Annotated in this window: 26 protein-coding genes; 16 read left to right on the forward strand and 10 right to left on the reverse strand. The window is 63.7% G+C overall.

What is annotated here, in order from left to right; all coding sequences use genetic code 11:
• Positions 1–57: 57 nt before the first annotated feature.
• Together AB4Z38_RS06225 and AB4Z38_RS06230 are read right to left on the reverse strand one after the other, a co-directional pair.
• Entirely contained in the window at positions 58–1,488 is a 1,431-nt protein-coding gene (locus tag AB4Z38_RS06225; protein ID WP_441428901.1) for an amino acid permease, read from the reverse strand.
• A gap of 45 nt (positions 1,489–1,533) precedes the next feature.
• Positions 1,534–1,932, reverse strand: coding sequence for a RidA family protein (locus AB4Z38_RS06230; RefSeq protein ID WP_441428902.1), 399 nt, complete (start codon positions 1,930–1,932; stop codon positions 1,534–1,536).
• A gap of 156 nt (positions 1,933–2,088) precedes the next feature.
• On the opposite strand from AB4Z38_RS06230, the gene AB4Z38_RS06235 reads away from it, so the two are divergent.
• Genes AB4Z38_RS06235 through AB4Z38_RS06260 form a run of 6 tightly spaced genes read left to right on the forward strand, consistent with a single transcriptional unit; the run spans position 2,089 to position 9,111 of the window.
• On the forward strand, positions 2,089–2,976 hold the full coding sequence (locus AB4Z38_RS06235; protein ID WP_441428903.1) for a fumarylacetoacetate hydrolase family protein: 888 nt from the start codon (positions 2,089–2,091) through the stop codon (positions 2,974–2,976).
• A 5-nt stretch (positions 2,977–2,981) separates the two neighbouring features.
• Positions 2,982–3,464: a cupin domain-containing protein gene (locus tag AB4Z38_RS06240; RefSeq protein ID WP_441428904.1), complete on the forward strand. Its 483-nt coding sequence runs from the start codon at positions 2,982–2,984 to the stop codon at positions 3,462–3,464.
• Positions 3,465–3,469: 5 nt separating this feature from the next.
• Entirely contained in the window at positions 3,470–4,360 is an 891-nt protein-coding gene (locus AB4Z38_RS06245) for an acyl-CoA thioesterase (protein WP_441428905.1), read from the forward strand.
• A gap of 41 nt (positions 4,361–4,401) precedes the next feature.
• Entirely contained in the window at positions 4,402–6,078 is a 1,677-nt protein-coding gene (locus tag AB4Z38_RS06250; RefSeq protein WP_441428906.1) for an AMP-binding protein, read from the forward strand.
• A complete protein-coding gene (locus tag AB4Z38_RS06255; protein WP_441428907.1) occupies positions 6,075–8,465 on the forward strand; it encodes a bifunctional salicylyl-CoA 5-hydroxylase/oxidoreductase in 2,391 nt (796 codons plus the stop codon). Before AB4Z38_RS06250 ends, AB4Z38_RS06255 begins: the two co-directional genes overlap by 4 nt.
• Before the next feature lie 10 nt (positions 8,466–8,475).
• Positions 8,476–9,111, forward strand: coding sequence for a CG0192-related protein (locus AB4Z38_RS06260; RefSeq protein ID WP_441428908.1), 636 nt, complete (start codon positions 8,476–8,478; stop codon positions 9,109–9,111).
• 4 nt (positions 9,112–9,115) lie between these two features.
• Here AB4Z38_RS06260 and AB4Z38_RS06265 read toward each other — a convergent pair whose 3' ends face one another.
• The 7 genes from AB4Z38_RS06265 to AB4Z38_RS06295 all read right to left on the reverse strand — a co-directional run bounded on the left by AB4Z38_RS06265 (position 9,116) and on the right by AB4Z38_RS06295 (position 16,112).
• On the reverse strand, positions 9,116–9,538 hold the full coding sequence (locus AB4Z38_RS06265; RefSeq protein WP_441428909.1) for a heat shock protein transcriptional repressor HspR: 423 nt from the start codon (positions 9,536–9,538) through the stop codon (positions 9,116–9,118).
• 28 nt (positions 9,539–9,566) lie between these two features.
• Positions 9,567–10,532 carry a DnaJ C-terminal domain-containing protein gene (locus AB4Z38_RS06270; RefSeq protein WP_345448435.1) on the reverse strand — a complete coding sequence of 322 codons (966 nt, stop codon included), beginning with the start codon at positions 10,530–10,532 and terminating at the stop codon, positions 9,567–9,569.
• 313 nt (positions 10,533–10,845) lie between these two features.
• On the reverse strand, positions 10,846–11,529 hold the full coding sequence (locus AB4Z38_RS06275; RefSeq protein ID WP_441428910.1) for a nucleotide exchange factor GrpE: 684 nt from the start codon (positions 11,527–11,529) through the stop codon (positions 10,846–10,848).
• 2 nt (positions 11,530–11,531) lie between these two features.
• A complete protein-coding gene (gene dnaK / locus AB4Z38_RS06280) occupies positions 11,532–13,409 on the reverse strand; it encodes a molecular chaperone DnaK (protein ID WP_441428911.1) in 1,878 nt (625 codons plus the stop codon).
• Between the two features lie 275 nt (positions 13,410–13,684).
• Positions 13,685–14,536, reverse strand: coding sequence for a DUF817 domain-containing protein (locus AB4Z38_RS06285; protein ID WP_441428912.1), 852 nt, complete (start codon positions 14,534–14,536; stop codon positions 13,685–13,687).
• Positions 14,537–14,543: 7 nt separating this feature from the next.
• On the reverse strand, positions 14,544–15,335 hold the full coding sequence (locus AB4Z38_RS06290; RefSeq protein ID WP_441428913.1) for an oxygenase MpaB family protein: 792 nt from the start codon (positions 15,333–15,335) through the stop codon (positions 14,544–14,546).
• Positions 15,336–15,386: 51 nt separating this feature from the next.
• Complete coding sequence (locus tag AB4Z38_RS06295) at positions 15,387–16,112, reverse strand: TetR/AcrR family transcriptional regulator (protein ID WP_441428914.1); 726 nt, start codon at positions 16,110–16,112, stop codon at positions 15,387–15,389.
• Between the two features lie 157 nt (positions 16,113–16,269).
• Between AB4Z38_RS06295 and AB4Z38_RS06300 the strand changes: the two genes are divergently transcribed.
• The 10 genes from AB4Z38_RS06300 to AB4Z38_RS06345 all read left to right on the forward strand — a co-directional run bounded on the left by AB4Z38_RS06300 (position 16,270) and on the right by AB4Z38_RS06345 (position 23,739).
• Complete coding sequence (locus AB4Z38_RS06300; protein WP_441428915.1) at positions 16,270–17,205, forward strand: NAD-dependent epimerase/dehydratase family protein; 936 nt, start codon at positions 16,270–16,272, stop codon at positions 17,203–17,205.
• Positions 17,206–17,347: 142 nt separating this feature from the next.
• Positions 17,348–18,010, forward strand: a complete 663-nt coding sequence (locus tag AB4Z38_RS06305; RefSeq protein ID WP_441428916.1) for a hypothetical protein — start codon at positions 17,348–17,350, stop codon at positions 18,008–18,010.
• A 34-nt stretch (positions 18,011–18,044) separates the two neighbouring features.
• Complete coding sequence (locus AB4Z38_RS06310) at positions 18,045–19,271, forward strand: pyridoxal phosphate-dependent aminotransferase (protein WP_441428917.1); 1,227 nt, start codon at positions 18,045–18,047, stop codon at positions 19,269–19,271.
• A 51-nt stretch (positions 19,272–19,322) separates the two neighbouring features.
• On the forward strand, positions 19,323–20,138 hold the full coding sequence (locus AB4Z38_RS06315) for a methyltransferase domain-containing protein (RefSeq protein ID WP_441428918.1): 816 nt from the start codon (positions 19,323–19,325) through the stop codon (positions 20,136–20,138).
• Positions 20,139–20,252: 114 nt separating this feature from the next.
• Positions 20,253–20,612 carry a YciI family protein gene (locus AB4Z38_RS06320; RefSeq protein WP_269995225.1) on the forward strand — a complete coding sequence of 120 codons (360 nt, stop codon included), beginning with the start codon at positions 20,253–20,255 and terminating at the stop codon, positions 20,610–20,612.
• 3 nt (positions 20,613–20,615) lie between these two features.
• Positions 20,616–21,869: an RNA polymerase sigma factor gene (locus tag AB4Z38_RS06325; RefSeq protein WP_441428919.1), complete on the forward strand. Its 1,254-nt coding sequence runs from the start codon at positions 20,616–20,618 to the stop codon at positions 21,867–21,869.
• A 48-nt stretch (positions 21,870–21,917) separates the two neighbouring features.
• The gene (locus tag AB4Z38_RS06330; protein WP_441428920.1) at positions 21,918–22,379 is read left to right on the forward strand and encodes a hypothetical protein; all 462 of its coding nucleotides are present in this window, start codon (positions 21,918–21,920) and stop codon (positions 22,377–22,379) included.
• Positions 22,372–22,713: a type II toxin-antitoxin system Phd/YefM family antitoxin gene (locus AB4Z38_RS06335; protein ID WP_441428921.1), complete on the forward strand. Its 342-nt coding sequence runs from the start codon at positions 22,372–22,374 to the stop codon at positions 22,711–22,713. Before AB4Z38_RS06330 ends, AB4Z38_RS06335 begins: the two co-directional genes overlap by 8 nt.
• Positions 22,674–23,072, forward strand: coding sequence for a type II toxin-antitoxin system VapC family toxin (locus AB4Z38_RS06340; RefSeq protein WP_441428922.1), 399 nt, complete (start codon positions 22,674–22,676; stop codon positions 23,070–23,072). Before AB4Z38_RS06335 ends, AB4Z38_RS06340 begins: the two co-directional genes overlap by 40 nt.
• Before the next feature lie 43 nt (positions 23,073–23,115).
• The gene (locus tag AB4Z38_RS06345; protein ID WP_441428923.1) at positions 23,116–23,739 is read left to right on the forward strand and encodes a LysE family transporter; all 624 of its coding nucleotides are present in this window, start codon (positions 23,116–23,118) and stop codon (positions 23,737–23,739) included.
• Positions 23,740–23,862: 123 nt separating this feature from the next.
• On the opposite strand, the gene AB4Z38_RS06350 is transcribed toward AB4Z38_RS06345, so the two are convergent.
• A partial coding sequence (locus tag AB4Z38_RS06350) for an endonuclease domain-containing protein (protein ID WP_441428924.1) occupies positions 23,863–24,566 on the reverse strand: 704 nt, incomplete at its 5' end.

The raw sequence follows: 24,566 nt of genomic DNA on the forward strand, positions 1-24,566 counted from the left end.
CTACCACCCAGGTCCTGGGAGCAGGCGGGAAGGTCGGCCGCGGCGGCCGGGCTTCCCCTAGGAGTGCGCTGCCCCCTCCAGGCTCCGGTCGGCGTCGGGCTCTGCATTTGCCGAAGTGGCGCCTTGGCGGCGGTTCCTCAGGAGGAAGTAGAGGACGACGATGCCGATGGCGAACGGGACCCCGAAGATCAATGTCATCCGGAAGGCGTCAACGAAGAGCGTCGTGACCATGATGGCAACCATGAGGATGGCTCCGCCCCAGGAGGCTGCAGGATAGAACCGCAGCTTGTATGACAGAGCCGTACCGTCGCGCTTCGCTGAGCGTCGGAACGACAGGTGGGTTACGAAGATCATGAGCCATGTGGCCATGGCCCCGAACATCGACAACGCCATCATGAAGGTGAAGCCGGACTCCGGGTTCAGGGCGTAGACGCACGCCGCGACCGCGATTCCACCTGTGCACAGGATCAGCGCGTTCACCGGGGATCCGTTCTTGTGAAGCCGCCCGAACACGGCCGGCGCCTGTCCGGCACGGGACAAGCTGAACATCATGCGCGTAGAGATGTAGAGCTGCGAGTTCATCGCTGAAAGCGCCGCCACAATCACCACAATGTTGATGACCGAGTCGGCGAACGGAATGCCGATGACCTGCATGACGGTGACGAACGGGCTGTTTCCGGCGAGGATCTGGCTGACGGGCGCAATCGCCAGGATAAGAGCCAGGGTCAGGATGTAGAAGAGGAAGAGCCGGAATACGGTGACCTTGAATGCTTTCTTGACCGCGGTTCCCGGATCCTTCGCTTCGCCCGCAGCGATGGCGATCATTTCCACCGAGAGGTAGCTGAAGATCGCGACAATCACCGCGACCCACATGCCGGACACCCCGTTGGGGAAGAAGCCGCCCTCGGCGGTGTAGTTATGGATGCCGTAGCCAGCGTCCTGCCTTCCAAAGACCAGAATGGCGGCGAGCAGGATGAATCCGAGAATGGCGAACACTTTGATGCTGGAGAACCAGTATTCCAGTGTGCCGAAGGCCTTGACGTTGAACATGTTGACGGCGATGAGGACCCCGGCAAACAACAGGATCCAAACAAGCGGAGGAACTCCGGGGAACCACAGCTTCATGTAATCGCCGATCGCAAGGACTTCCGTGCCCACGGCCAGCACGACGCAGGACCAGTAGAGGTACTTCACCATGAATCCTGCGAGGGGGGAGATGTAATGCTCGGCGAATGCCCCGAAGGACCCGGTGGTCGAGTGCGCGACGGTCATCTCGGCCAGCGCCCCCATCAGCATCACGGCGATCAGGCCACCGATTGCATAGCTCAGCAGGACGCTGGGCCCGGCGAAAGATATTGCGAACTTGCTTCCGAGGAAGAGCCCGGTGCCGATCGCACCGCCCAGCGCGATCATGGTCAGCTGAGGACTGGTGAGTTCGCGTTTGAGTCCGCTCTCACGGTTCTTAATCAGGTCGAAGCTCTGTGACATCGTTGTCTCCTTTGCTCGAAACTTCTCGGGTGTTGTGCGTCAGGGCTAGCGCTCCGGAATGACCGCGATGCCTTGGATCTCGATGAGGGCTTCCTTCTGCCAAAGCCGCGTGACGCCGATTCCGGCCATGGCGGGATACTCGGATCCGGCCATTTCGCGCCAGATCCGTCCGATCTCGCGGCCGTTGGCCATGTAGTCGTCCACGTCGGTGAGGTAGATGGTCACACTGACCAGGTCCTCGGGTAGTCCGCCGGCCTCGCGCAGGGTGGTCAGCACATTGGAAAACGCCTGACTGAACTGTTCTACGATCCCGCCGGGAACGATGTTCATGTCCTTGTCCAGGGCGGTCTGCCCGCCCAGGAACAAGGTGTTTCCGGCGAGCATTCCGTGCGCAAAGCCTGACGGCTTCGGGAGCGACCCGGGATTGACGGTCTTGTGGCTCATGTTGTTCCTCCTCTTGATGGCGGCTGCGACATGTTCAAAAAAACCCCTGTGCAGATCATTCCCCGCCGTGCTACGTTGAGCATATGTGACGATCGTAAAAATGTCGACACATCAGAACGAGTGCAGGAATTGCCGGGAAACGAAGGGACATAACGCATGAAGCTGGCCACCTTGCGGACAGCCGACGGGGGCACGACGGCGGCGCTCGCCACGGGCGGGAACAGTTACGTTCCGCTGCCGGCCAACGACGTCGGAGCCCTTCTCGCCGTCACGGACTGGCGCGCGATCGTGGCAGCCGCCTTCGCTGCAGCCTCCGGATCAGGTACCGTTTCCGCACCTCCCAGCGAGCTGGCCCCGCTGCTGCCACGCGCCGGGAAGGTCATCTGTTGCGGGCTGAACTACGCAGACCACATCCAGGAAATGGGCCGCGAGTTGCCGGAGTACCCCACGCTCTTCTCGAAGTACGCGGACACCCTGATCGGTCCGGCTGACACCATCCATGTCCACGGCAGCGCGAAGGTCGACTGGGAAGCCGAGCTGGCCGTCGTCGTCGGCTCCGAGCTGTTCCGCGCGGACGAAGACGAAGCGCGAAAGGCTATCGCGGGGTACACGGTGGCCAACGACGTTTCCATGCGCGATTGGCAGAACCGGACCCTCCAGTGGTTCCAGGGCAAGGCGTTCGACGGCACCACACCGGTGGGGCCGGTCATGGTGACCGCGGACGAGATCGACGGCGATTTCGAGGTCCGCGGTTATGTCAACGGCAAGCTGGTGCAGTCCGGGAACACGGGGACGCTGGTGTTCAGCCCGGCGCAACTCCTGTCCTACATCTCCCAGTTCACAGTCCTGCGTCCAGGAGACCTGGTCCTCACCGGGACCCCGGGCGGAGTAGGCATGGGCATGACTCCCCCGCGTTTCCTGAACGACGGCGACATCCTCACCACCGAGATCATTGGCATCGGCCGCTTGGAAAACAGCATCCGGATCCATACAGCGGCCTCATCCAAGACAACCACAACATCCACAAGCACTTCCAAGGAGTGAGCATCATGAGCGAAACCGCCACCGAGTACCGTACCGAAGGCGACAACTCCATCTACGCCCAGCCCGATGGCAAAGTAGTGCCCGTCGTCACCCGCGCCGGGGAAGAGGACACCAATACCGCCCAGTCCGGCGACTGCGTCCGCGTCTCCGGCGTCAGCATCCAGCACACCCCGGCCACCAAGATCTGGTTCGGGCAGGTCTCCAATGTTCCCGGCTACCGCTCCCTGCCGCACCACCACGGCGAAGCGGAAACCGGCGGCTACGTGCTCCGCGGCCACGGCCGCATCTACTTCGGTGAGGACTACTCCGAGTTCCTGGACATGAAGACCGGCGACTGGGTATTCGTCCCGCCCTTCATGCCGCATGTCGAGGCCAACATGTCCGTCACCGAAGAACTGGTGTGGCTGACCGCGCGCACCCCGGAGAACCTCGTGGTCAACCTCGAAGACGTTGCCGACGACACCCTCGCAGACTTCCGCAGGGCCTGATGGACATGTCCACTGGAATCCTGACCTCGGAGACATTCCTCAACGCCATCGAGCTGACTGCCGTCCCGGCCCGGATCCACGACGAAGCCTACGAAGCCACCTCGCAGTACGTTCCGTGGCCCAAGGCCTACGGTGGAGACATGGTGGCCCAGGCGGCGGCAGCGATGATGCGCTCGGTCGACGCCGACCGTTCGCTGCATTCGATGCACAGCTACTTCATGCGCCCCGTGGAGATCGGGGCCACGGTCCGCTACGAGGTTGAACGCCTCCGCGACGGCCGTGGATACTCGACCCGCAGCGTGCGGGGCTACCAGAACGGCAAGACCGTGTACGCGGCGATGGGTTCGTTCCAGGTGCCCGAAGACGGCCCGGAGTTCCAGCCCGGGGCGCCATCCGCCGTCGAACCCGAGTCCCTCCGCAGCGCCGCCGAGGTGCTGCAGGGGGTCGAGGGGCCTGCCGCCGAATACTGGTCCTCGAAGCGAAGCTTCGACATGCGGCATATTCCCGGTCCGGTATATCTCCAGGTGGAAGGCGAATCCCTGCCGTATCAGGCCATCTGGGTGAAAGCCTTCGAGCAACTGCCCGACGCCGGTGACGAACACGCCACCGCCGATCTGCACCGGGCAGCACTGGCCTACGTCTGCGACTACACCATCCTTGAGCCCCTGCTCCGGGTGAACGGGTTGCACTGGTCCAGCCCAGGGCTCGCCACGGCCAGCCTCGACCATTCCATGTGGTTCCACCGCGACGGCCGCGCCGACGACTGGGTCCTCTACGCCCAGGAAGCCGTGTCCGGCCAGAGCAACCGCGGATTGGCCATGGGCCGCTTCTTCGACAGGCAAGGACGCCTGCTGGCAACGGTGGCCCAAGAGGGCATGATCCGCGCCGGTTCCTGAACACCTTCGACTTATCCGCCGTATTACTGAAAGGAGTGGCCATGACAATGTTGAGATCAGCCCACGTGGACACCTTCACCCGCGACCATCTGCCACCGGCCAGCGCATGGCCCATCCTCGAATTCACGCTGCCGGAACTGCAGTACCCGGCGATGCTCAACGCAGCAGCGGTACTCATCGACGACGCTGTCGCAACCCACGGTGCCGGAAAGCCCGCCCTGCGAACCCCCGACGGCGCGGTCTGGACTTACGGTGAACTGCAGCAACGCGCCAACCAGGTCGCCCAGGTCCTCACCGAGGACTTCGGAGTGGTGCCCGGCAACCGCGTCATGCTGCGCGGGCCGAACAATCCCTGGATTGTCGCGGCCTGGCTTGGCGTGCTCAAAGCCGGAGCCGTCGTTGTCACCACCATGCCGATGCTGCGTTCCAGCGAGGTCGGCACGCTTATCAGCCTCACGCGTCCCGCCGTGGCCATCTCGGACCACCGGTTCATGGACGAACTGCTCGCTGCGGCAGGACAGGACACCGTTGTCCTCTCCTACGGATCCGACGACGCCGGCGACCTCACGTCCCGCGCCGCTGGCAAGAGCGGCGAGTTCACAGCGGTGCCCACCTCAGCCGACGACGTCGCGCTGCTCGGCCCGACGTCGGGCACCACGGGAACGCCCAAGATCACCATGCATTTCCACCGGGATATCCTCGCGAACGCCGACACTTTCGCCCGCCATATTCTGCAGCCAACCGCCGACGACGTGTTTGCCGGCTCACCGCCCCTCGCCTTCACGTTCGGCCTCGGCGGGCTGGTGGTTTTCCCGCTGCGTTTCGGCGCGTCCTCGTTATTGACGGAACGGGCCACCCCGGTTGAGCTTGCCGAGAGTGCTGCCGCGGCCGGGGCCACGATCCTGTTCACCGCGCCCACTGCATACCGCGCCATCCTCAAGGAAGGCCGCGGCTCCTTGCTCCGCGAGCTGCGAGTGGCGGTCTCGGCGGGCGAGCATTTGCCCAAGGAAACGTGGGAGGCAGTCCGGGAGGCTACAGGCCTGAGGCTCGTCAACGGTATCGGAGCCACCGAGCTCTTGCACGTGTTCATCTCCGCGTCCGGGGAGGACATCCGGCCCGGAACCACCGGCCGGGCCGTGCCAGGGTACAGGGCAGCGATCCTCGACGACGAGGGCCTGGAGCTCGAAGCCGGGCAGCTTGGCCGACTCGCCGTCATCGGCCCCACCGGGTGCCGCTACCTGGACGACCCGCGGCAATCGAACTATGTGGTCAACGGCTGGAACGTCACAGGCGATACGTTCACGAAAGACGAGGACGGGTACTTCACATATCAGGCCCGCTCGGACAACATGATCGTTTCCTCCGGATACAACATCGGCGCGCCCGAGGTGGAAACGGCCATCGACCTGCACCCCGACGTGGTGGAGAACGCCGTCATCGGCCGCCCCGACGAAGCACGCGGCAGCGTCGTCTGCGCATTCATCGTCCTGCGCGAAGGCGTGACAGGCGATGACGCGAAGCGCAAGGAAATCCAGGACTTCGTGAAACAGGCGATCGCCCCCTACAAGTACCCGCGGGACATCCGGTTCGTTGACGAACTTCCCCGCAACCCCAGCGGCAAGCTGCAGCATTTCAAGCTGCGCGACCGTATCAACATCGACCCCCAACAGCTTGCCGGCGCAGGCCTGGGCCAGGCCGGAGAAGGAGCAAAAGCATGAAAATCGCAATCGTGGGAGGCGGCCCCGGCGGCCTGTACTTCGCGGCATTGATGAAGCAACTCGACCCGTCGCACAAGATCACCCTCTGGGAACGCAACGCCGCCAGCGACACTTTCGGTTTCGGCGTCGTATTTTCCGATGAGACGCTCGGCGGCATCGGCAACGCCGACGCAGTCGTGGCCGAGTACATGAGCCGGCGCTTCGCACGCTGGTCCGATATCGACATCCACTTCGGCGGGGAAACGGTGACGGTGGGCGGCCAGGGCTTTGCGGCCATGAGCCGCAAGGAACTCCTGGAACTGCTTCAGCGCCGCTGCGCCGAGCTCGGCGTCGACCTGCGTTTCCAGACCGTTGCGCCGCCGGTGGAGGAGCTTGAGGCCAACTATGACCTGGTCCTCGCAGCAGACGGAATCAACTCGCAGATCCGCGCCAAATACGCGGGCTCCTTCATGCCGAGCCTTGACCTGCGGCCCAACAAGTTCATGTGGCTCGGCACGGACCAGGTGTTCGAGGCGTTCAAGTTCTTCGTCAAGGAGACCGAGTGGGGGGTCATGCAGATCCATGGCTACCCGTACTCCGACGAAGGATCCACATTCATTGTCGAAATGCACGAGGACGTGTGGCGGGCTGCCGGGTTCGACGAGACCGCGGCCGACGTCTTCCCGCCCGGCGTCTCCGACGAAAAGGCCATCGGGAAAATCCGTTCGATCTTCGCCAAGGAACTCGATGGCTACGAGATCCTCTCCAACAACTCCAAGTGGCTCAACTTCACCACTGTGCGCAATCAAAGCTGGCGCCACGGCAACGTGGTGTTGCTCGGAGACGCTGCGCACACCGCACACTTTTCCATCGGCTCCGGAACCAAGCTGGCCATGGAGGACTCCCTGGCACTGGCCGCGTGCCTGCACGAGCACTCGGACGTGGAATCCGCACTGTCTGCCTATGAAACCGAGCGGCGTCCCGTCGTGGCCTCCACCCAGCGCGCTGCCCAGGCTTCGCTGGAATGGTTCGAGCGGATCGCCCAATACAAAGAGCAGGATCCGACGCAGTTCGCTTTCAACCTCCTCACGCGCAGCCGTCGCATCACCCAGGAGAACCTGCGCCTGCGCGACCCGGAATTCGCCGACGCCGTCGACCGCAACTTCGCCCAATCCCAAGGGCTGGCAGAGACCGCCCCGGCCATGTTCCAACCGTTCCGTATCGGCGGACTCGAGGTGAAAAACCGCATCGTCGTCTCCCCCATGGACATGTACTCCGCGGTCGACGGGATCCCCGGTGACTTCCACAAAGTCCACCTCGGCTCCAAGGCACTTGGCGGCGCCGGCCTTGTCATGACCGAGATGGTGTGTGTTTCCGAGACCGGGCGGATCACCCCCGGCTGCACCGGCCTGTACACGGACGGCCAACGGGACAGCTGGAAGGAAATCGTGGACTTCGTCCACGCCAACTCGACGGCGAAGATCGGCGCACAACTTGGGCACTCCGGCCGCAAGGGCTCCACCCGGCTGATGTGGGAAGGCATCGACGAGCCTCTCGAGTCCGGCAACTGGGACGTCGTCGGACCGTCGGCGCTGTCCTACGGTCCGGACAACCAGACGCCCGCGGAACTCGACAGTGCAGGCATGGGCGCCATCACGGCGCAGTTCGCGGATGCTGCCCGTCGAGCGAATGAAGCAGGTTTCGACCTCCTCGAGCTCCATGCCGCGCACGGCTACCTGCTTTCCTCGTTCCTCTCGCCGGTGTCCAACCGCCGCACGGACGAATACGGCGGCAGCTTGGAGAACCGGCTGCGGTTCCCCTTGGAAGTGTTCGACGCCGTCCGCGCGGCCTGGCCTGCCAGCAAGCCTTTGACGGTACGCATCTCCGCGACGGACTGGATCGAAGGCGGCAACACCTCGGATGACTCACTGGACATCGCGCGGGCATTCGTGGTCCGCGGCGCCGCGGGGATCGACGTCTCCACTGGCCAGGTCGCCAAAGAAGAACAGCCGGCCTTCGGCCGCAGCTACCAGACGCCTTTCGCCGACCGCATCCGGCAGGAAGTTGCCGCGCCGGCCGGAGCTGCCGTCATCGCCGTCGGCGCCATCTCCAGCTACGACGACGTCAATTCCATCCTCCTTGCGGGACGGGCAGACCTCGTGGCCCTGGGCCGGACGCACCTGTTCGACCCCCAGTGGACACTCCACGCCGCAGCCGAGCAGGAATACCAGGGCCCCGGCGCGCAGTGGGTGCCGCAGTTCCGGGCGGGCCGACGCAAACCGCCGAGCTCCCGCACCGACGCCGTGCGCCCCCGGCTGTCCCTCTTGAAAGAGCCCGCGTCCGACGCCGACAACACGCACCTGCGCTGGACCGCGACATCAGTCTCCGCGCCCGCGCTGGCCAACTAGGCTGAACCGCATGGCTATCATCCATCGAGCAACCCTAAGTCCCAGCAAACTTGAACTCATCGAAAAGTATCTGCGCGTCCAGCCGTGGTTCACCAAAGACGGGTCCGCACCGACCGAGCTGCTCGGCGCGTACCGCTTCGATGATCCGGACGGCGAAGTCGGCCTCGAGACCCATCTGGTCTCCCGCGGCGGCAAGCTCTATCAGGTTCCCCTGAGCTACCGGGGTTCGGAATTGGCTGGTGCCGGGGACTCGCTTCTTGGCACCATGGAACACTCCGTTTTGGGCAAGAGGTGGGTGCACGACGCCTGCGCCGATCCCGTCTACGTCACTGCCCTCGCCACCGCCATCCTCACGGGACAGCGGGAAGCCGAACAGTTCGTGGAAGTGGACGGCGCCCTGGAGCCACGCACGAGTTCCGTCGAGGTCAAGGGCAGCGGAACGCCTGGAAGCAAAGTCCCCGCACTGAGCCCAACGGCTCCGATCACTCAGGACGCCGTCACGAGCATCGACGGCGGTGAGCTCACACTGTTGGTCAATCGCGTCCTGGATCTGGCGACGCCTGGCTCGGATGATTCTGCTGCCCTGAGTGGCACGTGGGCCGGGCAGGAAGCGCCGGTTCTGCTGGCGTCCCTCTCGCAGGCCTAAAGGACTACTCCCCCGGACGCGGCCGCCACACCACAACTGCCTGTGACCGCGCCCGGGGGCGCTGCCCGCGGGCGAGGCTGACGACGTCGCCCGCCGCTCCGGCCGCAAAAACGCGGGCCTCCATCGGGCTCCGCCGGCGTTGCAATTCCTCGCTCAACTCGGCCAGACGGAACTGCAGCGCGGCCACCTGGTTTTCGAGCTCGAGGATGCGCTTGATTCCCTCGAGGGACACGCCCTCCTGGGAGAGTCGCTGGACCTCGCGCAAGCGGTCGATGTCGCGTTGGGAGTAACGCCGGGACTTGCCCGGCGCACGGCTCGGCGACACGATGCCGAGGCGGTCGTACTGGCGCAGGGTCTGCGGGTGCATTTCAGCCAGTTCGGCCGCGACGGAGATGACGAAGATCGGCTGGTTGATGTCGATGCCCATGCCTACGTCCCTCCCGTGTCTTCTTCCGCTACAAACGGGCCTTGGCGGCCAGGTCGTGACGAGGATCGGCGTCGGCGGTGGCTGCGGCGAATGCCTTGACGGCCTCCTCGGCCTGTTTGTTGAGGTTCTGCGGGACGGAGACGTCGATCGTCACCAGCAGATCGCCGGCGCCCTTCGATGTCTTGACACCGCGGCCCTTAACCCGGAGCGTGCGCCCGGAAGGCGTGCCGGCCGGGACGCGGACGGTGACGGTGTCGCCGTCGAGCGTTGGCACGTGGATGTTGGAACCCAAGGCGGCCTCCGCGAAAGTGACCGGCACATGGATGCGAATGTTGTCGCCGTCGCGGTTGAAGAAATCGTGGGGCTTGACGTTCACCGTGATGATGAGGTCCCCGTTGCCGGCGGCACCCGGGTTTCCCTTGCCGCGCTGGCGGACCTTCTGGCCGTCCCTGATACCCGCGGGAATCTTCACGTCGATGACGTTGCCGTTGCTTTCGCGCAGGCTTACCGTGGTGCCGTGAATGGAGCCGGCAAAGGAAATTGAGGTCGACGCCGTGCGGTCGCTGCCCTTTTGGGGGGCGCGCTGGAAACCGGTTTGTCCACCGCCGAAGCCGCCGCCGAAGAGGTCAGCGAACTCGGGCGGGATACCGCCGGCCCCTGCAGGCTGGCGTGCGCCGCCGCCGAAAAGGCCGCCGAACAGGTCCTCGAAGCCGCCATTGGCCGGCCCGCCGCGAGCTGCGCCCGGTGCGAAGCGTGCCCCGCCCATGGCGCGAATGGCATCGTACTGCTGGCGCTCCTCGGCATCCGAGAGTACCGAATAGGCCTCCGAGATGTCCTTGAACTTCTTTTCCGCAGTAGCATCCCCGGAATTGGTGTCCGGATGGTACTTCCGCGCAAGCTTGCGGTACGCCTTCTTAATATCAGCGTCAGAGGCGTCCTTGGCGACACCAAGGATGGCGTAAAAATCCTTCTCAACCCAGTCCTGGCTGGCCACTCGGCTTCTCTCTTTCGTTTCTGGTTAAGTTTGCGCTCCGCTGGATAGGGGGCCGTGCCCGCTTCGCGGTGCCCGCCACGCCGCGGCCCCCTATCCAGCTGCGCTGCGCTTATCCCACCTTAGGTGAGACGACCGCCTGAGCGGAGCGAGGCAAGGGGCCCGGGAGTGGCATCGGGCCTGCCGAAGCCGGGTGGCCAAGGATCGCAGATCCTAGGCCACCCGGCGAAGGGGCGGGGCCCCTTGTCTCGTTTCGCGGTGCTGCCCCCTCATCCGCGAAGGTGCGGTGAGCACACACCTAACGCAATGAGTACAACTAGGCCGGCACAGCCACAATCACCTGGGCCGCGCGCAGCACGCGGTCGCCGGACCGGTAGCCGGAGCGCAGCACTTGGCTGACAGTGTCTACTTCGATGTCCCCGCCCGGCTGCTGGATGAGGGCTTCGTGGATCGTGGGGTCGAATTCGACTCCGGTTTCCGCGATGCGCTCCAAGCCGTACGTCTTCAGCGCGTTCTCCAGCTTGGCGGCGATCGCGGCGAACGGGCCGTCCACGAGGTCGCCGTGCTGGCGGGCGGCGTCGACGTCGTCCAGCACCGGCAGCAGGGAGTTCAGGACGCCGATGACGGCCATTTCCCCTGCCACGGCGCGGTCGCGTTCGACGCGCTTGCGGTAGTTGACGTACTCAGCCTGCAGGCGCAGGAGGTCGTTGCGGAGTTCCGCGGCCTCTGCTTCTGCAGCGGCACCGGGGGCTACCGACTCTTCAGCCGGAACCTCCATGCCGTTGAGGATTTCCTCAGCCTGGGACAAGGCGTCGCCCTCGGCGGCAGCGGCGTTGGAATCAGCTGCCGATCCTTGCGGGTGGCGGGCGGCCCCGGTCTCCGGGTCAACCTTGCGGTTGTCTCGGATAACCGGCTTCTGCTGACCGGCTCCTTCACGCTCGTCGTGCTTGCCCTCGTTGTTGGAAGGTGGGTGCTCTGCGTCGTTGCCGTGGTGAGGCATGCTTACTTCTTTTCGTCTTCGTCGATGATCTCGGCGTCGACGATGTCCTCATCGCCGGAGGCAGAACCCGACTTGGCACCGGCGGGAGCGCCTTCAGCACCAGCGGCGCTGCTTGCGCCGTCCGGGGAACCGGCGTGCGAGTAGATCGCTTCGCCGAGCTTCGACTGCGACTGCTGCAGCTTCTCGAAAGCGGTCTTCACTGCTGCGTCGTCGGTGCCTTCGAGGGCCTTCTTGAGGGCGTCGACGTCGGCCTTGACCTCGGTCTTGACCTCTTCAGGCAGCTTGTCGTCGTTTTCGGCGATGAGCTTGTCGACGGAGTAGGCGAGCTGCTCGGCAGTGTTGCGGGTGTCGGTAGCCTCGCGGCGGGCCTTGTCCTCGGCTGCGTGCTCCTCGGCTTCGCGGACCATGCGGTCGATGTCTTCCTTGGACAGCGCGGTGCCGCCGGTGATGGTCATCGACTGCTCCTTGCCGGTGCCCTTGTCCTTGGCGGAGACGTGGACAATGCCGTTGGCGTCGATGTCGAAGGTGACCTCGACCTGGGGGACGCCGCGCGGTGCCGGAGCGATGCCGGTCAGTTCGAACGTGCCCAGCGGCTTGTTGTCGCGGGTGAATTCACGCTCGCCCTGGAAGACCTGGATGGCTACGGACGGCTGGTTGTCGTCAGCGGTGGTGAAGGTCTCGGAACGCTTGGTGGGGATGGCCGTGTTGCGCTCGATCAGGTGCGTCATGACGCCGCCCTTGGTTTCGATACCGAGGGACAACGGGGTGACATCGATCAGGAGAACGTCCTTGCGCTCACCCTTCAGCACACCGGCCTGGAGGGCTGCGCCAACGGCAACAACTTCGTCCGGGTTGACGCCCTTGTTGGGCTCCTTGCCTCCGGCAAGTTCCTTGACGAGGTCGTAGACGGCGGGCATGCGGGTGGAACCGCCCACCAGCACGATGTGGTCGATCTCAGAGAGCTTGATGCCGGTCTCGGCGATGACGTCGTGGAACGGCTTCTTGGTGCGCTCGAGCAGGTCCTTGGTGAGGTCCTGGAACTTGGCGCGGGTCAGCTGCTCGTCCAGGTGGACCGGGCCGTCGGGGGTGACGGAGAGGTACTGGAGGGAGACGTTGGTGCTGGTGGAGGAAGAGAGTTCCTTCTTGGCCTGCTCCGAAGCCTCGCGCAGACGCTGCAGGGCGATCTTGTCCTTGGAGAGGTCGATCCCCTTGACCTTGAGCTGGTTCAACAGGTAGTCAACAACGCGCTGGTCCCAGTCGTCGCCGCCGAGGCGGTTGTCGCCGGCGGTTGCGCGGACCTGAATGGTGGAGAAGCCGTCTTCGTCCTTGCCCACTTCCAGCAGGGAGACGTCGAACGTTCCGCCGCCGAGGTCGAAGACCAGGATGAGTTCGTCTTCCTTGCCCTTGTCCAGGCCGTAGGCAAGTGCAGCGGCGGTGGGCTCGTTGACAATGCGGAGAACGTTCATGCCGGCGATTTCGCCGGCTTCCTTGGTGGCCTGGCGCTCGGCGTCGTTGAAGTAGGCCGGGACGGTGATGACGGCGTCGGTGACCTTTTCGCCGAGGTAGCTCTCGGCGTCGTTCTTCAGCTTCATGAGGATACGCGCGGAGATTTCCTGCGGCGTGTACTTCTTGTCGTCAATGGCGACGGACCAGTCGGTGCCCATGTGGCGCTTCACGGAAGCGATGGTGCGGTCGATGTTGTTGACGGCCTGGCGCTTGGCAATTTCGCCAACCAGGACTTCACCGGACTTGGAGAATGCAACGACCGACGGCGTGGTGCGGCCACCCTCGGCGTTGGCAATGACGGTGGGCTCGCCACCTTCGAGAACAGAGACGACGGAGTTAGTGGTTCCGAGGTCGATACCTACAGCGCGTGACATATGTTGCTTCCTTTCAATGGCCGACGATCGAGATTTCACCCGATTCCGATACCCACGGAGGGCTTGGAGGGCGGGGAGCACTCAACCTTCGGCTAGTTGAGCGTTCTGCACTCAACTGTACTCAGCCCTCATTCAATGTCAACTCAAAGTTGAGTCGAGTGCGCTCAACTTTGCGGCCGGCGTCGAACTCGTGGGAACGGTGCCCGTTCACCGGAAGGCTCCGACGACCCCGCAGCGTTCCGGCGACCCTGGCGTCCGGCGTCAGGCGTCAGGCGTCAGGCATCGGGCGGGATCGGCTTGTAGACCCACGCCACCAGCACCACGGAGATGATCATCAGGAGGAACCACGAGCCAAGCTTGTCCGGGGACACCAAATGCCAGCCATCCAGCTGGCTCGGATACAGCCAAGCGTGCGACCAGGTGGCGATGTTCTCGGCAATCCAGATGAAGAGCGCCACCAGCAGGAATGCCAGGACCAGCGGCATCCGGAGTCGACGTCGAAACACCCGGAAGTACATGACGCACCGGCCATAGATCACGACGACGGCGGCCAGCAGGACCCAGCGGGCGTCAACGGTGTAGTGGTGCGAAAAGAAGTTAACATAGATGGCTGCAGCGAGGACCGCAGTAATCCAACGCCGCGGATACCTGGCGAAGCGCAGGTCGAAAACCCGGTAAACCCGCACCATGTACGAGCCAACCGCTGCGTACATGAAGCCGCTGAATAGCGGAACGGCGCCGACGCGGAGGACACCCTCGGCTTCATAGGACCACGAGCCTACGTCGGTCTTGAACAGCTCCATGACCGTTCCCACCATGTGGAAGAGCACGATGACCCTGAGCTCGCGCAAGGTTTCCAGCCTCGTGGCCACCATCAGGATTTGGATCACGACGGCGGCGATCGTCAGGAAATCGTTCCTCGCGAGGCCTGCGTTGGCCGGATACCAGAGGTGGGCAGCGAAAATGACCGCAAGGAGCGAAGCGCCGAAGATGCACGCCCACGCCTGCTTGAGGCCGAAGACGGTGAACTCAGTGAGCCTGGATCGAAGCCCTTGGACCGGGGCACTCCCCAGGAAGCGGCTCGCGCTCCCGTCGATAAGTTCCTCTACCGCGGTGAGCTCACGCATCGGCGCCCTACTCGCCCGGTCCGAGCTCGCCCGGTCCAAGTCGGCCAAGGTAGTAGTTCTTCGGCCAATGCCTGACTTTTTCCGGCAGCCTTGGATAAGCCGCCGCCAGGAGTCGCATGGTGCCATCGAAGCTACGCCGATGCCGGGCGTTCCAAGGAAGTCCGAAACCCGCACGAAGCTCCTCCGGCAGCAGGCCCGCGGTAAGCAGCCGGACCAACGGCATGCTCAACCGCATCAAGAACGGCCCACCCGCGGGGTACAGGAGCTCGTGAGCCAGCCTCAACGCAGCTGCATCCGGTTCAAGGTTCCGCAAGGATTCGTCCCAATAGCTCGCGAAGGCCGAGCGGTCGGCAGGCCAGAGCTCGGCGGGAAGCTGCAAGGCTGTCCCGATCCGCGCATACTCACGGTAGACCCGGTCGGCCGTGTCGTCGTCGAGGGTTCCATGGACCTTTTCGTAAACGGTGACGGCGGTGTCATAGAGGGTCGCCACTACCCAGAGCTGGGATTGCGCGTCAAAGGCGTTGTATCCCGTCGACCCGTCGTCCGCCATCCGGCGAACAGGGGCGTGCGCACGATTCACAGCCCGGCGCACCGCGGCCAATTGCTCGTCCGAGCCGTAGACCACAGCGTAGACGTACGTCATGGTGGCGCGCAGCCGGTCCAGTGGCCGCTCGGCGAAATTGCTGTGTTCGGCGACGCCGTGACCGACCGCGGGATTGGCGATCTGCATCAGGATGGCGCGTCCTGCTCCGGCGAGCAAAACGCCCTCCGCGCCGATGTCAGCAAGTCCGCGAGCCATGCAGTTTACTGTACCTTCGCGCATCGTCTTTCATGCACGGTTGCGCGGGCGCTACAGCCCTACGATTCCGCGCAGCACCTCGAGCTGGTGCTCAAACAACTCGTCGCGCGCGGCGAAAGTGTCGGCCCCATATTGGCCGAATACCTCGAAGCTGACCGCCCCGAAGACCGACGTCCACACCAGCACGCCCCTGGCCAACGCAGGCTCGGGAACGGCCACGCCCAGCTCGGCCCGGACGGCCGCCAAGTCCGCGGCAAGAGCGGGAGGAACGACGACGGCGGGCGCAACTTCGGCGGCCAAGGCACCTGCGCGGTAGGCGGCGTCGAAGATCCCCACCATCCGGTAGATCACCCGCGTTCCGGGTTCGGTGGTGCGCTCGGCGGGCGCTTGGTATCCGGGCACCGGGCTGCCGAACAAGAGGGCATACCTTGCCGGCTCGCGCAGGGCCCACTGACGAACAGCCCGCCCAAGCGCCAGGAACCTACCACGGTAGTCGTCCCCCGGGAGGGCGTCGACGGCGGCATCAACTTCGTCGCCCAGCTCGCCGTAAGCGTCAATCAGCAGGAGGGTCAGCAGTTCGTCGCGGCTCTCAACATAGCGGTACACAGCGGAGGACACCACGCCGAGATCGCGCGCAACAGCCCTCAGGGACAAACCTGCGGCGCCATGCAAGGCAAGGTGCCGACGACCCAGCCGGATGATGTCCGCTACGGTCTGGGCCCGGGCCCGCTCGCGGGGCGTCGATTGTTTGGCCGCTGCGGCTAAAGGGAGGTCCATGCATCCAGCATGCCACAAAAGAGAGCACTGGCAACAAATGTGAGCAGTGCTCTTGACAGGAGATTAGAAAAGGCTCAATCTGAATTCAGAGAGCACTGCTCTCGAACGAGGTTTACAACCCGAGAACTTGATCCCGAGCCAGAAAGCGAGCAGTGCCATGTATGTCGTCACAGGAGCAGGCCCCGTCGGATGGACCATTGCCGAGCAACTCGCGGACCGCGGAGAACAGGTGCGCGTCCTGACACGCTCAGGCAGCGGCCCGGACCACCCTCTGGTCGAAAAGCTCCGCGTGGATGTCTCCGACCCGGCCAAGTTGGCCGAAGCCTTCGATGGCGCCGCGGCCGTCTTTCACTGCATCCACGGTTCTGCCTACCGGGCCAAAGCCTGGGCGGCCGAGCTTCCTGGGGCAGAGCGAGTGGTGATGGACGCCGCTGTGGCGGCGGGCGCCGTCGTCGTCTTCCCCGAGAGCCTTTACTCCTACAGCCAGCCGGACAAGACCATCACTGAAAGCAGCCCGCGCGAAGCGGCCGGTGGCAAGCGCGGGATCCGCTCCGCCCTGCTGAAGGCCCGGCAGGCCCACCCGGCGAACACCGTCAGCGTGGTGTCGGGCGATTTCTTCGGGCCACGTGCCCGCATGGCGCACGCCGGAGAGCGCATGGTCCCCCTGATCCTCACAGGCAAGACGGTCCAGGTTCTCGGAAGCGCCGGGCAGCCGCACTCGTTCACCTACGTCCCGGATCTCGCCGCGGCAATGATCGCCGCAGCCCAAAACCCCGGACTCTGGAACTCGGTGCTGCACGCCCCCACGGGACCGGCCATGACGATGCGGGAAATTGCGGGAACCTTCGCACACTCGGCCGGCGTCCCCGAACCAAAGCTGAGTGTCGTTCCAGGCTGGCTGATCCGGACACTCGGCCTGTTTTCAACCGACATGCGGGAGCTGGCCGAAATGCTGTACCAGTTCGAACGGCCATTCGTCATGGACTCCACCGCCAGCCAAGCCAAGCTCGGGCTGGAAACGACGCCACTTCCGGACGCGATGGCGGCGACAGTGGCCTGGTGGCGGGATCAGCAAGCCGTGGCTGCCCGCTGAGCCCCATTCGGCGCGTGATGTCACGCCAAACAGCCAACCATCGAATGGAGTTACGCCTGAACCCGGGTGACTCGTGGACCAATGCGGGAGTAACGTAGAGCACAACGGCTAGCTGGACCACTTTGTGGACTGGAGTGTCACCGTGGGTGTCGTACGATCGTCCCTGACCGAGCTCCTCGGGATACTTTCCGACGCCGTCTCACCAGTGCGCGTCCGCTTCGATGATGGTTCCGAACCACCCACAGGCCAATCCACCGATGCTCCTGTCACGGTCCATGCGGTCGCCATGAACAGGGTGGGCCGTTCCCGGCGGGAGGGGCCGCTGCTGGACCTTGAGCTAAAGGTGGCCGTTGAATGCCATGGTCCCACGCAGCTGGACAACATGGAGAAACTCTTGGTTGCCATCGAGCAAAACACCGAATATTCCGTGGTCTCCAGTGGAGAATTCCAGCCGGACGAGTACGACGCCGGCATCCGCCAAGGCCTCGGTTTCCTGGTCCGCGTCCCCATCGGCATAAGCCTCGACGAGCCTTCCGACCCTCCGGTCGCTGAACCTTTGCTTGCCGCCACCGCGGTGGCCCGCCTCATCCACGGCAGGTTGGTCGACGTCCACAACAAGGGCATCCCCGAGGCGTATATCCGCCCACATTCGTCCGGAACCGCCGTCGTGAGCGATCCCACCGGCCATTTCGAGGTCCCGGCCTCGGCGGACGATCTCCAGCATTTTGTCGTGGCAGTCCGCGGCACTGAACGTGAAGTATCGGCCAATACGAGCAGCCTGCCGGTCATCATCCGATGGGAATGAGGGAGAACAGGCACCGGACATGAAATGATCAACCATGCGTCCGATGCAGCACTCCAGCAAACTACAGAACGTCCGTTATGAGCTCCGCGGGCCCATCCTCCAAGCGGCCAGGACCATGGAGGCCGAAGGGCACCGGATCCTCAAGATGAATCTTGGGGACACCGCACCGTTCGGACTGGAAGCTCCGGAGTCCGTCGTGGTGGACATGATCCACCACCTCCGCGGTGCCCAAGGGTACAGCGATTCCAAAGGCATCTTCACGGCGCGGACAGCGATTTCGCAGTACTACCAGACAAAGAACCTGATGAATATCGGCGTCGAGGATATCTTCATCGGGAACGGAGTCAGTGAACTGATTTCCATGACGCTGCAGGCCTTCCTGGAAAACGGCGACGAGGTCCTCATCCCCGCGCCGGACTATCCGCTGTGGACGGCCACAGTAACCCTCACGGGCGGCAACCCGGTGCACTATCTCTGCGACGAGAGCCAGAATTGGTGGCCGGACATGTCCGACGTCGAAGCCAAGATCACCAAGCGCACCAAGGCCATCGTCATCATCAACCCGAACAACCCCACGGGCGCGGTATATCCCCGCCACATCCTGGAGCAGTTCGCGGCACTGGCCCGCAAGCATGATCTTGTCCTCTTCTCGGACGAGATTTACGAGAAGATCCGCTACGAGGACGCCCAGCACATCCACATGGCCTCCGTGGCAGACGACATCTGTATTCTGACCTTCAGCGGCCTCTCCAAGGCTTACCGCATGCCCGGTTACCGTGCCGGCTGGGTCGCTTTGACCGGCCCGCACGCGGCAACCGCCGAATACCGTGAAGCATTGGAGCTGTTGGCGTCCCTGCGGTTGTGCTCCAACGTTCCGGCGCAGCACGCCATCCAGACCTGCCTGGGCGGCTACCAGAGCATCGAGGAACTCATCAGGCCGGGTGGCCGGCTCCGCGAACAACGGGATCTGGCCTTGAAGCTCCTGACTGCGATCCCCGGAGTCAGTTGCGTTCCCGCAGCCGGGGCAATGTATTTGTTCCCGCGGCTGGACCCCGATGTCTACCCGATTGAGAGCGACGAGAAATTTGTCCTCGATCTCCTACAGGACCAGAAAATCCTTGTCTCTCACGGCTCGGCCTTCAACTGGCCAGCCCCGGACCATTTCCGCTTCGTCATCCTGCCGTCCGTCCGCGAGATCGAGGAGGCCGTGCGCAGGATCGCCACGTTCCTGGCGGCCTACCGGAACCGGCCCCAGGAGTAAGGCCACGCCAAGTTCCGCCCGCTTTCCACTCCATCGGGGTAGCGTTTCCCTATGAACGAGCAGAAGCCTGAAGACGTCTACACACACGGCCACCACGAGTCCGTCGTACGCGCCCATGCCTCCCGCACAGCCGAGAACTCTGCCGCGTTTGTCATCCCGCATCTCGCCGCCGGGACATCAGTGCTCGACGTCGGATGCGGACCCGGGAGCATCACCTGCGACTTCGCGGAGTTGGTGGCTCCCGCGAAGGTAGTCGGGCTCGACCGTTCCGCCGACATCGTGGCCCAGGCTGCCTCGCTCGCGGCCGAACGTGGTGTGGAGAACGTGGAATTCGTGACCGGTAACATCTACGATCTGGACTTCGAGGACGAGACCTTCGACCTGGTCCACGCCCACCAAGTCCTGCAGCACCTGACCGACCCCGTGGCCGCGTTGCGCGAAATGCGGCGCGTAGCCAAACCCGGCGCCATCGTGGCAGTGCGCGACGCCGATTTTCACGGCATGAGCTGGTACCCGGAGGTCCGCGAACTCGACGACTGGATGGAGCTCTACCAGAAGATTGCCCGACGGAACGGTGCGGAGCCCGACGCCGGGCGGCGGCTCGTATCCTGGGCACAGCAGGCGGGCTTCACCGACGTCGCGCCCTCAAGCAGCAACTGGCTGTACGCCACCGCGCAGCAGCGGCGTTGGCAGTCGCGGGTGTGGAGCGAACGCGTCCTGCACTCCGCCTTTGCCGAGCAGGCGCTGGAATACGGTCTGGCCAACGAAGCTGACCTGGCCCGGATCGCCGCCGGTTGGCACCGCTGGGGCTCCACGGATGATGGCTTCTTCCTGATCCCGAACGGGGAAGTCATCGCGCGGGCGTAGGCGTAGGCGAAATAGTTTTTCGGGATTTTCCATCAAACCATGTCGAAAACCGTCCTGTAGTTCCGACCCATGAACGAAAGCGCCCACGCGGAGCGCCCTGATAAGGAGTTCGAGATGAAATACATGATCATGATGTTTGGTTCGGCCGAGGGCATGATGGAAGCCGCCGATCCCGAGTGGATCAGGGAAATGATCGGCTTCATGATCCAGATCGACAAGGATCTCAGCGATTCAGGCGAGATGGTTTTCAACGCGGGGCTGGCTGACCCCGGAACTGCCAAGCTGGTCAAGCAGACTGACAACGGGGTCATCACCACCGACGGACCTTTCGCCGAGGCCAAAGAATCCCTCATCGGCTACTGGGTGGTGGACGTCGCGAGCGAGGAACGGGCCGTGGAAATCTGTTCCAGCATCGTGAAATACGCGCCGGTTGTGGAGCTTCGCCGCGTCCAGGACGAGCCGCCGGAGGTCTAGCGCTTGGCTGAGCCTTCCACGGAATCCACGTTCGAGGACCTGCTGCGCACGCTTGCGCCGCAGGTCCTCGGCGTGCTCGTCCGCAGGTACGGGCAATTCGCAGAGTGCGAGGATGCCGTCCAGGAGGCACTGCTCGAAGCAGCATTGCAATGGCCCGCGTCCGGCGTCCCGGACAATCCCAGGGCGTGGCTGCTGACGGTCGCCTCACGGCGTTTGGTGGACTACTGGCGCGGCGAAAGTGCCCGGCAGGCACGCGAACAACGCGCGGCGGCCTTGAAACCGCCACCTGTCGAGGAGTCTTCTTCGCCCGGTGACACGGACGGGTTTGCAGAAGATACCCTCACCCTCCTTTTCCTCTGTTGTCACCCCGCCCTCTCAGCACCCTCGCAGCTGGCACTGACATTGCGGGCAGTCGGAGGGCTCACGACGGCGGAAATCGCCAGCGCGTTCTTTGTCCCGGAAGCCACCATGGGCCAGAGGATCAGCCGGGCCAAGCAGAGCATCAAGAAGGCCGGAGCCCATTTCGAGCTCCCGGAAACAGGCGAGCGGAAGGCGCGGCTCGGCGTCGTACTCCACGTCTTGTACCTGATCTTCAACGAGGGTTACGCGGCGAGTTCCGGGCCATCCATGCAGCGCGAAGACCTCACGGCAGAGGCCATACGCCTTACGCGGCTCCTGCGCGGTCTGCTCCCGGGCGAGCTCGAGGTGGGCGGACTGCTGGCCCTCATGCTCCTCACCGATGCACGACGCCGGGCGAGGTCCCTCCCGGACGGGGTGCTGGTGCCGCTCGCCGAGCAGGATCGCCGGCTGTGGGACGCGACGCGAATCACCGAGGGCCTTGAACTCTTGTCAGCCGTGCTGGGGGTTGGGCGTCCGGGACCCTACCAGCTGCAGGCCGCGATCGCGGCGGTCCATGCCGAGGCGGCCTCCGCGGAGCAGACCGACTGGCCGCAGATCCTGGCGTTGTACTCGGTCCTCGAAGCCATGGCCCCAAGCCCGGTGGTGACGCTCAACCGGGCAGTTGCTGTGGCCATGGTCGAGGGGCCGCGGGTGGCCCTTCAACTGCTGGAGGGGCTTGAGGATGCCCCGAAAAACTGGCACAGGCTCGACGCCGTCCGCGGGCACTTGCTCGAAATGTCCGGCGACCTTGCGGGCGCCCGGGAGTCCTTTCTTGCCGCGGCAAAGAAGACAGGGAGCCTGCAGGAGCGGCAGTATCTCCTCGTGAAGGCGGCCAAGCTCGGGCAGTTGTCCACATAGGCAAAGTGACCTCTGTCGGCGGTCTGCGGCCATGAATAGCCTCAAAGCATGATCATTCAAGCAGGTTTTGACCTCGAGCTCCTCGCCCGTCCACTCATCGTCCAAGAAGAAAGGCTCTACCCAAGACTCGTCGTGATCGGCCTGGACGCCGAGATGCAGCTTGAAAGCATCCGGGTTGTCACGGAGTCCTTTGAAGGCAGCCTGAATCCATTCCAGGACGCCATCCTGGAAGATCTGGATATTGAGGGCTCCACGTATTTTGCGATCGCGCACGCCGGAATCTGGGCCGAGGACGACTACTTCAATGAACAGCCAATCCACGCGGAAGCGAAGCTTCTGTCAGAGGCAGCCGCAAGGGAGGGAATTCTGATGATTGGTCATTTTGGCATCGACGAAACCGGGTATATGTCCGCCGGGCCGCACTCGTACTTTGACCAGTATCCATCGGAGGACGATCTCCCAAGCACCATGACTCACTGGGTGCATTCGAGGTTTGGCCAGTGTGCCTGAGCTTCCCCGACAGGGGGCCGCGAGCATCCACCGCGCCGCTAAGCCTTACGTTGCAGAGGTTGACCAACTAAACTTGGTCAACATGGCGCAGTACAACGTCCAGGAAGCAAAGACCCGCCTTTCCGAGCTTCTCAACATGGTTGAACGGGGCGAAGATGTGGTCATCGCCAAAGCCGGCAAGCCCGTTGCCCGGCTAGTGAAGATTGAGCGGCCCACAAAGCGCCGCCTTGGATTCGTTAAAGGACAACTTCCGGACAATTTCCTAAAGCCTATGGGTGAGGAGGAACTTGCGCTGTGGGAAGCACCTCTTATCTCCTCGACACACATGCCCTGATCTGGGCCCTCACGGAACCACGGAAGCTCTCACCCAAGGCAAGACGTGCAATCCAGTCATTCGACAACCGTCTCGTGGCATCATCCGCAAGCGCTTACGAGATCGGCTACAAGCACAAACTGGGTAAGCTTCCGGGTTTAGACGGACTGCTTCTGGGTTATGCCCGGCACGTCGCCGAGCTATGTAACGAGGAGCTGTCCGTTCGGAGCGTGCATGCCCTTGCGGCCGGACACCTCGATTGGGAGCATCGGGACCCCTTCGACAGGTTGATCGCTGCGCAAGCCATTGTGGAATCGATGGTGGTCATCACCGCCGATCAGGAGTTCCATAGGTTCCCGTTGGTGGAGACGATCTGGTAGCGGCGTGTCCGGGCGCCCCGTCCTGCGGGCATAAGCTGGATTGGTGCAAATTTCGCTTTGGCTGGCCCTGGTAGGCGCTGGCACCCTGATCAGTTTCACTCCCGGCGCCGGCGCCATCTCCACGATGAGCAATTCGCTCAACTCCGGATTCCGCCGCTCCATCTGGGGAGTGCTGGGCCAACAGACGGCCCTGATCATCCACATCCTGGTCGTGGCGCTCGGGGTAGGCGTTCTGGTCTCCAGCTCGCCGGTGGTCTTCAACGTCATCCGCTATACGGGGGCGGCATATCTGGTGTACATGGGCATCCGGCAGTTCCTTCACCGCCCGGACCTGGACAAGGAAAAGGTGGAGGCCCGGCGCAACGAGCCCGCGTGGTCCATGTTCCAGCGAGGCGTCTGGGTCAACCTGCTCAATCCCAAGGCGATCGTTTTCTTCCTGGCCTTCATGCCGCAATTCATCCGCCCCGAGCAGCCACTGATTCCGCAATATCTGATCCTCAGCACCACGATCGTTTTCATCGACGTCTGCGTCATGTGGTTCTTTTTCGCCTTGGCAGCCCGTTCATTCCAACGGTTCACGCACAATGAGCACGGACAAAAGGTCCTGAACCGCACCTTCGGCGTGCTGTTCATGTCCGTGGGTGTGCTGCTCGCCGTCATCCACTAGAACAAATCGACTGCTGCGTAACTGTCGTATTGAACCCTCAGAGCGGCAGTTACGTGGGGCCACACCGGCGAGGGCCCCGGCCTGAGCTTGCGAAGGCTGGGAGCCGGTGGGGCGCAATCGTTTTTAAGAACAGGCAGGACGCCAACCGGATTGGACCAGCGCGCTTCGGACCTTGGCTACGGCAGCTTTCGCATCGTTGAACATGTGGCGTTTTGAGATCCGGACCTCCATCCAGCCCAGCGCCTCATACCGTTCCGAGCGGCTAATGTCCCGCACCACTTGTGCTTCGCTGCCATGGCTGTCGCCCTCGTACTCGATGCCGATCCTGTGCTTTTTGTACGACAAGTCAGGCTGCAGGAACCTCCCGCCGTCTCCGGCCTCAATCGGCGCATTGAGTTCGGGTTCCGGCAAGCCTGCCCTGACAATGGCTAGCCGGAGCAAGGATTCCTGCGGGGAATCGGAGCCTATCCGGATCAGTTGGATCGCTTCCTTGGCTTTGCGCAGGCCGCGCTTGCCTTTGTGGCGATCGATCATCCGCTGAAGATCCGCGAGAGTGCACAGCGGCGTGTCGCGCCCTTCGAATTCAACCCGCGGCATCCGCACACAGCTGTCCCCCATGACCACCAACTCGTCCACGGTCAGCATCTCGGCCATGTCCAGCCAGGTGCGCTCCACGGCGGTGACCGGGACGCCGTCAACCGTCGTGAGCTCGTCCTCATAGAGCTTCATGCGGTGGACGACGACGTGTGGACGGTTGAGATGGGCTGCGCCCTCCGGTCTAATCACGTAGAACATCTGTGTTGGCTCCTTCTGGCGACATCGCGGCA

It is taken from the genome of Arthrobacter sp. 2RAF6 (assembly GCF_052115205.1).
GTDB lineage: Bacteria > Actinomycetota > Actinomycetes > Actinomycetales > Micrococcaceae > Arthrobacter.